The following is a 13,295-nucleotide window of genomic DNA, read 5'->3' as shown; positions in this document are numbered from 1 at the left end:
GGGCAGGACTCGGTCTGTAAGCGGCGGACGCCGGGGATGTAGCAATCTTGTAGTTATACTACAAGAATTCGCTTTCTGCCCAACCAATACATCGCCCTGCTCCAGCACTTGCCGCCATGTAGCTCTTTTGCGCACTACAAAATGACTACACCGCTACGCAGTAAATCGCCTAATGCCGTGGCGTTTACCGGACGGCTGATCAAGTAACCCTGAATCTCGTCACATTGCCGGCTCTTGAGAAACGCAAGCTGCACCTCGTCTTCAACACCTTCAGCGACCACCTTGAGGTCCAGACTGTGAGCCATTGCAATAATCGCGACGGTAATGGCTTCGTCTTCGCTGCAACGCCCTACACCGCGAATAAAAACTTGATCGATTTTCACGTAATCCACCGCAAACCGCTTGAGATAACTGAGCGATGAATAGCCGGTGCCGAAGTCATCAATCGCCAGCTTCACCCCCAATTCGTGTAGCTGCTGGAAGGTCGTGATGACGTGCTCAACATTGTCGAGCAACTGGCTTTCAGTTAATTCAAGCTCCAGGCAATGCGGCGCCAACCCGGTTTCTTCGAGCACCTGGCGCACCAGACTGACCAACTTGCCCTGACGCAACTGATGGCCCGACAGGTTGACAGAAACACGGATCGGCGCCAGCCCGGCATGCTGCCACTCACAGGCCTGACGACAGGCTTCACGTAATACAAACTCGCCGATGGCACCGATCAGGCCGGTTTCTTCAGCCAGCGCGATAAAATCGCTGGGCGGCACACTGCCCAACTGCGGATGATCCCAACGCACCAGGGCTTCGGCTGCATGCAGGCGCCCCGTACGCAGGCACAGCTTGGGTTGATAGAAAACGTTGAGCTGGCCTTCGGCAATGGCTTTGCGTAGCTGGTTTTCAAGCTGCAAGCGCTCAAGGGTGCTGTGCTGCCGGCTGTGACTAAAGAACTGAAAAGTACCGCCCCCCACATGCTTCGCCTGCTCCATGGCCTGACTGGCCTGGTTGACCAGGGTCGCGATATCCCGTGCGCTGTCGGGCAGCAGGCTGATCCCCATTGAGGCGCTAATTACCAGTTCATGGCCATCAATCATCAGCGGCCGGCCGAGTTTGCTCAATAACCGGGTGGCGACCCGCGCCAGACTGGTCAGGCTGGCATAGGTATCGAACAGGACGGCAAACTCATCGCCCGACAGGCGTGCAATCGTGTCGGCCTCGGGCAAGGCCTTGGTGATGCGCTCGGCCACTTGCTGCAGCACCTGGTCTGCCAGCTCATGCCCCAGACTGTCATTGAGCAGCTTGAAGCGGTCGAGGTCGATGTGCAGCAGTGCCAGGTTGCGCGAACCCTGACGCACCCGCTGACTGGCTTCTTCAAGGCGTTCCTTGAACAAGAGGCGATTGGCCAGCCCGGTGAGCTCATCAAAATGGGTGAGGTGGCGCACCCGCATTTCAGAGATACGCCGTGCCGAAAGGTCGCTGATAAAAGCCACGATATGACTGACGCTTGCGGCCCTGTCGCGCACCACTTTGAGTTGCAGCCACTGCGGGTAAAGTTCGCCGTTTCTGCGGGTTTCAACCAGCTCCCCCTGCCAGCTGTCATGCTGGTTCAGTGAAGTCTGAATAACGGGGAAATGACGATGTGCATCCCGGCTACAGGCCAACTCATCGACCCGGCGCCCGACCAGTTCTTGTACCTCATACCCGCTGATCCGGCTAAAGGCCTGGTTGACCGCCAGCATTTTGTAAGCCGGGTCGAGAATCACGATGCCTTCACCGGCCGCTTCAAATACCGTCGCCGCCAGACGCCGCTGTTCCACTTCACGAGCCAGGTCCATGTTGAGTTGCTTACTCAGGACGTTGGCTTGCTGCAGGTCCTCAATCAACCCCTGGTGATGCCGACGACGTATCTGTCGACTCTGGTTCACTTTCCAGCCGAGCACACTCATCAGCGCCAGAAAAATACCGGAGCCTATGCCGATAGAACTACCCAGCGAGCTAAAACCCTGAATCATCGGCAAAATTCTTATAAGTGGTGGATGAGCCAAAAAGTTGACCGAGCATACACAAGCAACGCCAGCTACCAAATAGAGGAAAACAGTGGCGCGAATTGAGCCGTTCAGCGCACTCACTCAAGGGGGGCTTTTTCAACACCGCAGGCAAAGCAATGCCCGGCGGTCAAACTGAACGGGATTGGGGTTTGCCCGGTTTGTCTGCGCCCCCTAGAATGGCCCGATGCGCGATGATCTCTCTCTCTTGTTAAATTCCCTCAACGATGCCCAACGTCAGGCCGTCACGGCCAGTGTCGGGCGTCAGTTGGTTCTGGCCGGCGCAGGTTCCGGCAAAACCCGTGTGCTGGTGCACCGTATCGCCTGGTTGATCCAGGTCGAAAACGCGTCCCCTCACTCCGTACTGTCGGTGACGTTCACCAACAAGGCCGCTGCCGAGATGCGTCACCGCATCGAACAGTTGATGGGTATTAACCCGGCCGGCATGTGGGTTGGCACCTTCCACGGCCTGGCTCACCGCCTGTTGCGTGCTCACTGGCAGGAGGCCGGGCTGAGCCAGACCTTCCAGATTCTCGACAGCGATGACCAGCAACGCTTGGTCAAGCGCGTGATTCGTGAACTGGGCCTTGATGAACAGCGTTGGCCGGTGCGCCAGGCGCAATGGTTTATCAACGGCCAGAAGGACGAAGGCCTGCGCCCTAAACATATTCAGGCCAGCGGTGATTTGTTCCTGTCCACCATGCGCAATATTTACGAGGCCTATGAGGCCGCGTGCCAGCGCGCGGGAGTCATCGACTTTTCCGAGTTGCTGTTACGGGCCCTCGATCTGTGGCGCGATAACCCGGGGCTGCTGGCGCATTATCAAAAGCGTTTCCGTCACATTCTGGTGGACGAATTCCAGGATACCAACGCCGTTCAATACGCCTGGCTCAGACTGCTGGCCCAAGGCGGCGACAGCCTGATGGTAGTGGGCGATGACGACCAGTCTATTTACGGCTGGCGCGGCGCCAAGATTGAGAACATCTATCAGTACTCAACCGACTTCCCCGACGCTGAAACCATTCGTCTGGAACAAAACTATCGCTCCAGTGCCGGTATCCTCAAAGCGGCCAACGCCCTGATTGCCAACAACACCGGGCGTATGGGCAAAGAGCTGTGGACCGACGGCGGCGAAGGCGAAGCGATCAATTTGTACGCGGCCTTCAATGAGCACGACGAAGCACGCTATGTAGTCGAAACCATCGAAAGCGCTCTGAAAACCGGCCTGTCCCACAGCGATATCGCCATTTTGTACCGCTCCAACGCCCAGTCGCGGGTGCTTGAAGAAGCCTTACTGCGCGAGCGTATTCCATACCGTATTTATGGCGGCCAGCGCTTTTTCGAACGCGCCGAGATTAAAAACGCGATGGCTTACATGCGCCTGCTTGAAGGCCGTGGCAATGATGCAGCCCTGGAGCGGGTGATTAACGTTCCTGCTCGCGGTATTGGCGAAAAAACCGTCGAGGCCATTCGCGAGCATGCACGCCATAGCGATGTGTCGATGTGGGAAGCCATGCGCCAGCTCATCGCCAACAAAGCTCTGCCCGGGCGCGCTTCTGGCGCCATCGCCGGTTTTATCGAGCTGATCGAAAGCCTTTCGGCAAAAGTCATGGAGATGCCGCTGCATCTGATGACCCAGACCGTCATCGAGCAAAGCGGGCTGATTGCCTACCATCAGGCGGAAAAAGGCGAAAAAGGCCAGGCCCGGGTAGAGAACCTTGAGGAACTGGTAAGCGCAGCCCGCAACTTCGAAAACAATGACGAAGACGAGGAGCTGTCGCCATTGGCCGCATTCCTGGGGCATGCGTCGCTGGAAGCGGGCGACACCCAGGCCGAAGAGCACGAAGACGGCATTCAGCTGATGACGTTGCACAGTGCCAAAGGTCTGGAGTTCCCGTACGTCTTCCTGGTGGGCATGGAAGAAGGCCTGTTCCCGCACAAGATGAGCCTGGAAGAGCCGGGCCGTCTTGAAGAGGAGCGTCGCCTGGCTTACGTAGGCATTACCCGGGCCATGCATAACCTGGTAATGACCTACGCGGAAACCCGACGCCTCTACGGTGCCGAGACCTACAACAAGGTTTCGCGTTTCGTTCGTGAAGTGCCGAAGGGGCTGATTCAAGAGGTACGGCTATCCAACAGCGTCAGCCGTCCTTTTGGCGGCGGTCAAAAGCAAAGCGCCAGCGGCCTGTTTGGAGGTTCGGAGATCCCGGAAACAGAATTCAAACTCGGCCAGTTGGTCAAGCATGCGGTGTTCGGTGAAGGCGTCATCCTCAACTTCGAGGGCGCAGGCGCACAGGCGCGGGTGCAGGTGAACTTCTCCGAGGGCAGCAAGTGGCTGATGATGGGCTACGCCAAACTTGAAGCTGTCTGACAGACGTCCTACAGCTATTCAGGAATAAGGTAAGGTTAACCCTATGCTCTTGTGGGATCTGGCTACCAGCTCCCACAAGATATTTGCCATTTTCCTGCACTGATAAAATTCACGCCTTACAGCCAAACAGGCAAAAGCCCGAAACACTTCACCGCTAGCCAGTCACACCTCACCTGTGCAACATGGCGCGCGTGTTATCCACAAATGGGAACCCCTTATGAAACGTTTTCTTAGCATCGCCATGGCGCTGTGCATCGGTTTGACGATGAGTCTCGACGCGAACGCCAAGCGCTTCGGTGGCGGCAAGAGCTTTGGTTCGGCCCCTAGCCATCAAGCGCGCCAGGCCGCTCCAGCCGCAGCCCCTGCTGCTGCCGGTGCTGCGGGCGCAGCTGCTAAAGCCGGTGGTGCTTCGCGCTGGCTCGGCCCTCTGGCAGGCCTCGCCGCAGGCGGTCTGCTGGCCTCCATGTTCATGGGCGGCGGCTTCCAGGGCATGCAGTTCTTCGACATCCTGATCATGGCGGTCATCGCCTTCCTGATCTTCCGGTTCATTGCCGCCCGTCGCCGCAAGCAACAGGCTGACATGATGGCCCCGGCTGGCCACGCACCAATGCAACGCGAAGCGTTCGATGCCAAGCCTGCGGCTCCATCGATCTTCGGTGGTGGTTCGGCTGCACCTGCAGCACGCCCGGTAATCAACGCCCCGGCCTGGTTCAACGAACAGAGCTTCCTTGAAGCTGCGCGCAACCATTTCCAATCCCTGCAACAGCATTGGGATGCCAACGAGATGGACAAGATTGCCGAGTTCGTAACACCGCAAATGCTCGACTTCCTCAAACGCGAACGCGCGGACCTGGGTGATGGCTTCCAGTCGACTTACATCGATAATCTGACCGTGCAACTGGACGGCCTGGATGATCGTGCAGACAAAACCATCGCGACCCTGACCTTCAGCGGCCTGTCGAAAACTTCACGTTTTGATCAGGGCGAAGCCTTCAGCGAAAGCTGGAACATGGAACGTCAGCAAGGCGATAACCAGCCTTGGCTGGTTGCCGGTATCCGCCAGAACGGCTGATCCCACAGGCATCACAGGTTGTAACCAAAGCCCCGGACTTGTCCGGGGCTTTGCATTTCACGATTGCACTTATAACGAGCTACTGTATAAAGCGCGTCATATAAACCGCGCCATAGAGTATGAGGATTGAGGTCGTGGAAGAGATCATCGAAGAGCTACGTGAAAAAAATGAGCCGGTCCCGGTTCCGCTGGAACTGCCAGATGAAGACCAGCTGGTGGAAATCGAGGAACAACTGTTCATTGATATCCCGTTTGTGTTCAGAGAGTTTTTGCTGACCGTCAGTGACGTGGTGTATGGCAGCCTGGAGCCGGTCACCGTGACTGATCCGCAGTCCCATACCTACCTTCCTGAAGTGGCAGCAACCGCTTGGGATGCAGGTGTTGATCGCAGCCTGATCCCAATTTGTCAGGATGGCGACGACTACTACTGCGTGGAAGAAGACGGCACTGTAGTGCTGTGGTCCGGCGAAGAAGAACTGGTCACCGAAGAGACCTGGGAATCCGTCTGGCACTGGGCACGGGACGTTTGGCTGGAAAGCTGATACCTGTCCCCCTGGTTATTTTGCAGGAACGAGCTTGCTCGCGTGGGCATCTGCACGGTTTTTCAGTGCACCGCCAGCATCGCGAGACAAGCTCGCTCCTGCAGAGCCGGATTATCTAGTGGCCGCTCTCTTTGTGATTGTCCAGGGTCTCCAGTAGCGCCACCTGCATGCGCGTATGAATCCGGATAAACCAGCGCCACAATACGGCCGCAACGCCCGCAGCCACCACCGCAATCACTATCAGCAGTTCATTGGTCGGCAGGATGCTCGCCGACAGCGCTGACAGCAGCAGAAAAATGACCAGCAACGACAAAATCGGGATCACTTCAGAAATCACCCGACGCACACGCTGCGTATGTCGCCCCGCCATTTCGGGTTTGACCCCCATCTCTGCCAACAACATCGAGAGCGCTTTAAGCTTGCGATAGGCCGCGATCAAAAACGGCAGTGACAGCAACAAAGCCGCACCCCAGATCATGCCTTTTTGCCAGCTCGGCTCCAGAATCCAGCCCTGAAAATAACGCCCGATTCGCGGCGCGAAAAATCCGCCAGTAAAAAAAATAGCGATGACCAACGCCAGGTTCACCCCCACCTGGAGCAATATTTTCCGGATCATGGCCGCCAGTAACGCGCCCTCTCCCTGCGGTTGAATACTGCGCAGCCATTCGCCATACAGTCCGAAAACCCGGGACAGCCGATTGGGCATGACCTGTGCCAGTTTGTGCGAGAGCGGATCTGCTGCCCGAATAAGGTAAGGCGTCATCAAGGTGGTGAGCACCGACACAGCGACCGCTACGGGGTACAAGAAGCTGCTGGTGACCTGCAATGTCATCCCCAGCGCCGCAATGATGAAAGAGAACTCCCCAATCTGCGAAAGCCCCATCCCGACCCGCAATGAGGTACGTCCGTCGTTACCTGCGATAAACGCACCCAGCCCACACGAAAGCATCTTGCCCAGCACCACAGCGATGGTAATCACCACGATCGGCAGTGCGTATTCCAAAAGGATGGCGGGGTCGAGCATCAGCCCGATGGCGACGAAAAAAATAGCGCTGAACAAATCACGTACCGGTTCGATCAAGCGCTCTATTTTCAGCAACTGACGAGATTCGGCCATGATTGCGCCAATCAAAAAGGCGCCGAGCACCATGCTGTATTCCAACTTGACCACCAGCAGGCAAAAACCAAAACAAAGCCCCAGCACGGTGATCAGCAACATCTCATTACTTTCGAACCTGGCGACATAGGCCAGCACACGCGGCACCAACAAAATACCGATCACCAGCGCCACGATCATGAATAACGACAGTTTGCCGACGGTCGAGAACACTTCTTCCGGGCTGACGCTGCCGCTGACGGCAATGCTGGACAACAGCGCAATAATCCCGATACCTAAAATATCCTCAACAATCAGCACGCCAAAAATCAGCTGCGCGAAGCGCTCGTTTTTCATCTTCAGGTCGTTAAGGGCTTTAACGATGATAGTGGTCGAGGAAATGGCCAGAATTGCGCCCAGAAACAGCGAGTCCATGGTGTTCCAGTCGAACCAGCGACCAATTTCGTAGCCGATCCAGATCATCAGCGTTATTTCCATAAACGCCGCAATGAAGGCCGTAGCCCCGACCTTGAACAGTTTGCGCAGGCTGAATTCCAGCCCCAGACAGAACATCAAAAAAATCACCCCGAGTTCAGCCAGGGTCTTGATCGTCTGCTCGTCGTGGATCAAGCCAAACGGCGGGGTGTGCGGACCGATAATAAAACCCGCAACGATGTAACCCAGCACTACCGGCTGCTTGAAACGGTGGAAAAGGATGGTCACCACGCCTGCAACCAGCATGATGACTGCCAAATCCTGGATGAAACTGATGGCATGCATGGCTTGACGCTCCCTGTTTAATTTTCACCAAGCAACAAGACGACAGACACAGCTAGTTACGCTGTGAGTGTCGTCCGTTTTAAATGTAGGAATTACCCGATTGACAGGCTTTTGCAGGTTAACACCGCGACTTCAAGCTGAAAGGCGGTGCAATATATGGAAACAGATACACATAAGCGTGACGGCAGCCAAAACGGCAGCGTCCCGTTATTAACTGTTTCACAATTCGACAAGTATCCGCAGAGATACCCATTTCACTGCTGCAACACTACCGCGAGCCTGCTGCTATGGAACCCGGAAACGCCCAACTGTCGATGACGGTCCTGATGACCCCGGATATGGCCAATTTTTCTGGCAATGTCCACGGCGGAACCCTGCTCAAGTACCTCGATGAAGTCGCTTACGCCTGCGCCAGCCGCTATGCGGGTCGCTATGTAGTCACCTTGTCGGTGGATCAGGTTATTTTTCGTGAACCCATTCACGTCGGCGAGTTAGTCACCTTCCTCGCGTCGGTCAACTACACCGGCAACACCTCGATGGAAGTCGGGATTAAAGTGGTTACCGAAAATATCCGTGAGCGTTCTGTGCGCCACACCAACAGCTGTTTCTTCACCATGGTAGCTGTGGACGACGACCGCAAACCGGCAGCCGTACCGCCTTTGCAGCCAGTCAACAGCGAAGACAAACGCCGCTTTATCCAGGGCAAGCAACGTCGCCAGATCCGCCAGGAACTGGAACTGCGCTATAGAGAGTTGAAACACGAAGGGGTGTAACCCGTGACAGCACTCTGTGGGAGCTGGCTTGCCAGCTGCCACAGATGATCGATGAAGTGCCTACAGACTGATCGGCACAGCCTCAAACCGCACGCGCGGATGGGCTATGCGGTCCTGGGCCCGAATCAGCTGCAGCTCGTAGCTTGTACAGGCCTGGGTCTCGAGCAACACCTCGTGCACCGCCGCCGCCGTGAACTCAAACGCAGCCACCAGGCTGTCACCCAGCAACACTCGCGCCAGGAACAACCCGGACGTCAGGTCGCCAACCCCCACAGGCTGACGCGGGAAGGCCAACAGTGGACGGCGCAAGTGCCAACTGCCCTCAGCAGTCACCAGCAGCATCTCGAAACTCTCAGCCGGTTTGCCGGGATAAGACAAATGCTTGACCAGCACCGCTTTCGGGCCGCGCGCCAGCAGACTGCGGGCCATCGCCAGGCAGTCGAACAGTGATTGCGGCTGACGACCGCAAAAACTGTCCAGCTCCAACTGATTCGGACATAAAAAATCCGCCATCGCTGCAGCTTCTTCGAGCAGGAAATTACTGACTTCCTCAGGCACGATGCAGCCTTTTTCAGGGTGCCCCATCACCGGATCGCAGAGGTACAGCGCATTGGGGTTGACCGCCTTTATGCGCGCCACACCACTAAGAATCGCCCGCCCTTGCGCGGCACTGCCCAGGTAGCCGGACAAGACCGCATCGCAATTGCCCAACTCACCGATTGCGGCAATACCGTCGACCAGCGCAGGAATTTGTTCGGGAGCCAACACTTCCCCGGCCCACTGACCATACTGTGTGTGATTGGAGAACTGCACCGTGTTCAAAGGCCATACGTTCACCCCGACACGCTGCATGGGAAACACAGCGGCGCTGTTGCCTGCATGGCCGAAAACCACGTGGGATTGGATGGCGAGTAAATGAGGTGTACGTTTCATGCCGGATTCCAGACTGCGGGTGGATTCAAGCCACGCAGTATGCGACTAAACGTAACCTGTACGACAGGCTGAAGACGCAGTTAAGCTGAACCTCATCTGCTGGAGCGCACGTAATGCTGACCCTTGGAAATATGTTTGTGCTGATGCTGCTGGCAACTGGCGCTGCCTGGCTGTGGCACAACCACGGCCTGCGCGAACGGGCACTGGAGCGGGTCAAACAGCACTGCAAAAAGCTTGATATCGACCTGCTGGATGAAAACGTCGCGCTTAAAAAAATCGGCCTGGTACCCGATGCCAACGGCCGCAAACGCCTGGCACGCGTCTATGACTTTGAATTCACGGTAACCGGTGAACAACGTCACACCGGGACCATCACGCAATTCGGTGCCCATAGCGCAAAAATCGAACTGCCACCCTACCCGTTCAAAACTGAGCCTGAAGCTGAACCTCGCGAGGTCAACAGCGCTCAGGTGATCGAACTCAGCCAATGGCGTCAGGAACACAGCAAAACCCGTCACTGACCCTTGATGGCTGACGAAGCACCCGCAGGAGTCGCCAAAAACAACTCCTGCCGTTAGCCACTCCCTTCAAGACATCGCAGGCAACAGGCCTGTGGATAACTTTCCAAAAACCAGCCTAAAACCCTCTAAATAGACACTTCGGGCGAATTTAAGCCGGGGATAATTCATGCGCGAAGCGTGGATTGTAGGACAACTTTACCAACACAAAACGTGCCCGAAATGCCCTATTTACGGGCTAAACAAAAAAAAGACCTGCGCAAAACACTACTCAAGGCAGTTTTTTAGCCCGAAAAGCAATGAATTCAGATCCTGTTGCTGATCGAAAATCAGTTCAATGCGTGAATCCCTGCACCATTCACTGGATTTCCAGGCTGCAACGCAGTTATCCACAGAATTGGTTGAGAACCAGCCCCCAGAACCATGAATAACCAGCTTTGCACGGCGCCAATTCAGGCTTTCCAACCATAGTTGCAGCCGACTCAAGGAAAATTGCCGGGACGGATGCCAGCGCCACCCCACACTCCATCCTTCAGGCTGAAGTTGAGTCATTACAATCGGGGTTTCGGGGCTCGAAAATACCTGTCCAATATGACTAATATCTTTATAAATCAAAGACTTATCCACAGCATGAGAATCACTCATAGTGGCTACAGGCAGCGTATTTAAAGGGATCCGGCCCTGCTCGACCCATAGGATCGGGCACTTTGGCAGGCCATATGCAATCCGCTCACGTTGCTCATTTGGCACACTATTAGATTTATTCATGACCACTAATCCGGCAAATTCCAGAGCCGTTTGCTGGGTTTCGGGCAGGGATTTTCCCTGAGCCAGCGCTTGTGCATCGAGCACCATGACACAGGGCTGCAACGCTAAAACACCAAGCCACGGAGCCTGGCTGAGTTGCTTCAGAATTTGTGCTGGATGCCCAAGACCAGAGGGTTCGATAAACAACCGGTCGGGCCGGGCCTTGCGTAAAAGACGACTCAGGCCTATTTGAAAAGGTGCGCCATTGACACAGCACACGCAGCCGCCAGCCACTTCGGCAATAGCGATAGCATCGTCTTCCTGGCTCATTAAAGCCGCATCAAGACCAATCTGACCAAACTCATTAACCAGCACCGCCCAGCGTTCGTGCGCAGGCTTTTGCGTCATCAGGTGCTGAATCAGACTGGTTTTGCCGGCTCCTAGCGGGCCGGCAATCACGTGGGTAGGAATGTTGTGCAACATCATCGCCAGCTTCTGTGTTGATCGAAGCAAACAATATGCCTCAGGCCAGCCAATCGAGGGTCAAAATCAGCCGTCGCTCCCCGGCAACCACTGCCGGTGAGCGATGGATCAGGCCAGTGCCCTCATTGCCCTGCCATTTTTCGCCTTTGAGCAAAGCCACTTCACCCGTATTTATTTGCTCAACCATCGAGCCGTCCGCTGGTTCTGCAAGTGCCTGGCCCAGATTACGACGCGCCATCACGCCTTCCTTCAGCCACTGGCTCCCTTTCCCCGCGTAGGTGGTAATAAGTCGTACAGGCACATGGTCTACATGAAACCGCGGACACATCGCCTTATCCAGGGCCCTGAGACGCAGCCCAATGCGTTTTGCGCCCAACAGACAGGCGTACGCACTAACCAGCCAGGAAATGTCAGCAATAAAGCTCTCGTAGCCCTCCAGATCGTTAAACCTGGAGGCAAGGCCTGTGAGGTTCGGCCGTGTTTTTTCATCGGCCATTTCAAGTACCAAGGCGTCGGCCAATGGCTCATTCAGCGAGAGCAATAAAGTGGAAAAATCGCCGATATGCACCGGTAACTGACGCTGCCAAATTGTCAGATTGACGCCATCTTCAAGAATTCTCGTCATGACATCCGGGGTCTGGCCCCGCACATCACTGACCAAAGGCTGGGCAATACGAGCGAGCGTTCTCATCACACCGCCACCTCTTCATGCCATTGACCGAACGGGTCTTTCAGCTGTTTCCATTGCTCGACCCCCAAAGACATTTCTTGATCATCAAGCAAACAGGCATCGAGTTCCGCGGTCAGCAGCGCAAAGTCGATATGCTGGCCGATGAAGACCAGTTCCTGGCGGCAATCTGCGGTGTCCGGAAGCCATTTTTGCAGGATTTCAGCCTTGGCTTGCTCATCCTGTGGCCATTGGTCGCGCGGTACGAAACGCCACCAGCGTCCGGCAAATCCATAACGCATCAAGCCCCCAGCCTGCGACCAGCTGCCCGCGTCCTGAAATTTGCTGGCAAGCCAGAAAAAACCTTTTGAGCGCAGCAACTTACCGTTGGTCCAGGGACGATCAATGAAATTAAAGAATCGTTCAGGGTGAAAGGGTCGCCGCGCGCGATAGGCAGTCGACGCAATCCCGTATTCTTCAGTTTCCGGAACATGCTCGCCGCGTAACTCTTGTAACCAGCCCGGGGCCTGGGCTGCCCGTTCAAAGTCGAAACGTCCGGTATCGAGAATTTTTTTCAGCGGCACTTCACCCATCACCATCGGAATGATTTCGGCCTGAGCATTCAGGCGCTCAAGAATGGCGATTAATTCCCGACGGGCGGTACTGCTGATGAGATCAATTTTGCTGATCAAGATAACGTCGGCGAACTCAATCTGCTCAATTAGCAGATCGGTTATTGAGCGCTCATCGTCTTCGCCCAAAGTCTCACCTCGGGAGGCAAGACTTTCTGCTTCCTGATAATCCTGCAAAAAATTCAGACCATCGACCACCGTAACCATGGTGTCCAGACGTGCGATATCGGCCAGGCTTTGACCTGAATCGTCTCGAAAAGTGAAGGTTTCGGCCACAGGTAACGGTTCTGAAATGCCTGTTGATTCGATCAATAAATAATCAAACCGCCCTTCTTTGGCCAATTTACTGACTTCCTCAAGAAGGTCTTCGCGAAGCGTGCAGCAGATACAGCCATTGCTCATTTCTACCAATTTTTCTTCGGCACGATTGAGCGTCACATCACGCTGAACCTCGCCACCATCAATGTTGATTTCACTCATGTCATTGACGATGACGGCCACACGCAAGTTGTCGCGGTTACGCAAAATATAATTTAGCAGGGTGCTTTTTCCTGCTCCGAGAAATCCGGATAGCACAGTCACCGGCAAACGTTCAGGCATGGGAATTCCTCATCAGGGTTGGCAGGTCAAAGCGCCCGC

At 55.5% G+C, this 13,295-nt stretch carries 11 protein-coding genes; 5 read left to right on the top strand and 6 right to left on the bottom strand.

Annotated elements, in window-relative coordinates:
* Window positions 1-134 precede the first annotated feature (134 nt).
* Window positions 135-2,009, bottom strand: a complete 1,875-nt coding sequence (locus ACP7BO_RS20190; protein WP_426212318.1) for a putative bifunctional diguanylate cyclase/phosphodiesterase — start codon at window positions 2,007-2,009, stop codon at window positions 135-137.
* Window positions 2,010-2,229: 220 nt separating this feature from the next.
* Between ACP7BO_RS20190 and uvrD the strand changes: the two genes are divergently transcribed.
* From uvrD to ACP7BO_RS20175, 3 genes are all read left to right on the top strand, one after another.
* Window positions 2,230-4,413: a DNA helicase II gene (uvrD, locus tag ACP7BO_RS20185; protein WP_426212316.1), complete on the top strand. Its 2,184-nt coding sequence runs from the start codon at window positions 2,230-2,232 to the stop codon at window positions 4,411-4,413.
* 217 nt (window positions 4,414-4,630) lie between these two features.
* A complete protein-coding gene (locus ACP7BO_RS20180; protein WP_397455292.1) occupies window positions 4,631-5,485 on the top strand; it encodes a Tim44 domain-containing protein in 855 nt (284 codons plus the stop codon).
* A 134-nt stretch (window positions 5,486-5,619) separates the two neighbouring features.
* Entirely contained in the window at window positions 5,620-6,027 is a 408-nt protein-coding gene (locus ACP7BO_RS20175) for an SMI1/KNR4 family protein (RefSeq protein ID WP_397455293.1), read from the top strand.
* A 115-nt stretch (window positions 6,028-6,142) separates the two neighbouring features.
* Here the strand turns inward: ACP7BO_RS20175 and ACP7BO_RS20170 are convergent, their stop codons facing one another.
* Window positions 6,143-7,903 (bottom strand): cation:proton antiporter, encoded by a 1,761-nt coding sequence (locus tag ACP7BO_RS20170; protein ID WP_060696318.1) that lies wholly within the window; start codon window positions 7,901-7,903, stop codon window positions 6,143-6,145.
* 287 nt (window positions 7,904-8,190) lie between these two features.
* On the opposite strand from ACP7BO_RS20170, the gene ACP7BO_RS20165 reads away from it, so the two are divergent.
* The gene (locus ACP7BO_RS20165; RefSeq protein WP_397455294.1) at window positions 8,191-8,676 is read left to right on the top strand and encodes an acyl-CoA thioesterase; all 486 of its coding nucleotides are present in this window, start codon (window positions 8,191-8,193) and stop codon (window positions 8,674-8,676) included.
* 60 nt (window positions 8,677-8,736) lie between these two features.
* On the opposite strand, the gene pdxY is transcribed toward ACP7BO_RS20165, so the two are convergent.
* Window positions 8,737-9,609 (bottom strand): pyridoxal kinase PdxY, encoded by an 873-nt coding sequence (pdxY, locus tag ACP7BO_RS20160; protein WP_060696320.1) that lies wholly within the window; start codon window positions 9,607-9,609, stop codon window positions 8,737-8,739.
* Between the two features lie 113 nt (window positions 9,610-9,722).
* Here pdxY and ACP7BO_RS20155 point away from each other — a divergent pair, with 113 nt between their 5' ends.
* Window positions 9,723-10,130, top strand: a complete 408-nt coding sequence (locus ACP7BO_RS20155; RefSeq protein ID WP_060696321.1) for a DUF3301 domain-containing protein — start codon at window positions 9,723-9,725, stop codon at window positions 10,128-10,130.
* Between the two features lie 264 nt (window positions 10,131-10,394).
* Here ACP7BO_RS20155 and ACP7BO_RS20150 read toward each other — a convergent pair whose 3' ends face one another.
* Genes ACP7BO_RS20150 through zigA form a run of 3 tightly spaced genes read right to left on the bottom strand, consistent with a single transcriptional unit; the run spans window position 10,395 to window position 13,256 of the window.
* A complete protein-coding gene (locus tag ACP7BO_RS20150; RefSeq protein ID WP_426212359.1) occupies window positions 10,395-11,357 on the bottom strand; it encodes a CobW family GTP-binding protein in 963 nt (320 codons plus the stop codon).
* 40 nt (window positions 11,358-11,397) lie between these two features.
* Window positions 11,398-12,048: a DUF1826 domain-containing protein gene (locus ACP7BO_RS20145; RefSeq protein ID WP_426212311.1), complete on the bottom strand. Its 651-nt coding sequence runs from the start codon at window positions 12,046-12,048 to the stop codon at window positions 11,398-11,400.
* A complete protein-coding gene (zigA, locus tag ACP7BO_RS20140; RefSeq protein WP_426212309.1) occupies window positions 12,048-13,256 on the bottom strand; it encodes a zinc metallochaperone GTPase ZigA in 1,209 nt (402 codons plus the stop codon). The genes ACP7BO_RS20145 and zigA overlap by 1 nt, the downstream gene beginning before the upstream one ends.
* Between the last annotated feature and the right edge of the window lie 39 nt (window positions 13,257-13,295).

The organism is Pseudomonas sp. TWR2-1-1, assembly GCF_049897045.1.
GTDB lineage: Bacteria > Pseudomonadota > Gammaproteobacteria > Pseudomonadales > Pseudomonadaceae > Aquipseudomonas > Aquipseudomonas versuta.
This window is presented reverse-complemented; position numbering and strand designations above follow the sequence as displayed.

Bases quoted from the DNA above. Each gene is read 5' to 3' on its own strand.
- ACP7BO_RS20155 (WP_060696321.1), top strand. From the start codon at position 9,723: ATGCTGACCCTTGGAAATATGTTTGTGCTGATGCTGCTGGCAACTGGC.
- ACP7BO_RS20150 (WP_426212359.1), bottom strand. From the start codon at position 11,357: ATGTTGCACAACATTCCTACCCACGTGATTGCCGGCCCGCTAGGAGCC.
- pdxY (WP_060696320.1), bottom strand. From the start codon at position 9,609: ATGAAACGTACACCTCATTTACTCGCCATCCAATCCCACGTGGTTTTC.
- ACP7BO_RS20190 (WP_426212318.1), bottom strand. From the start codon at position 2,009: ATGATTCAGGGTTTTAGCTCGCTGGGTAGTTCTATCGGCATAGGCTCC.
- ACP7BO_RS20165 (WP_397455294.1), top strand. From the start codon at position 8,191: ATGGAACCCGGAAACGCCCAACTGTCGATGACGGTCCTGATGACCCCG.
- uvrD (WP_426212316.1), top strand. From the start codon at position 2,230: ATGCGCGATGATCTCTCTCTCTTGTTAAATTCCCTCAACGATGCCCAA.
- ACP7BO_RS20180 (WP_397455292.1), top strand. From the start codon at position 4,631: ATGAAACGTTTTCTTAGCATCGCCATGGCGCTGTGCATCGGTTTGACG.
- ACP7BO_RS20145 (WP_426212311.1), bottom strand. From the start codon at position 12,048: ATGAGAACGCTCGCTCGTATTGCCCAGCCTTTGGTCAGTGATGTGCGG.
- ACP7BO_RS20170 (WP_060696318.1), bottom strand. From the start codon at position 7,903: ATGCATGCCATCAGTTTCATCCAGGATTTGGCAGTCATCATGCTGGTT.
- zigA (WP_426212309.1), bottom strand. From the start codon at position 13,256: ATGCCTGAACGTTTGCCGGTGACTGTGCTATCCGGATTTCTCGGAGCA.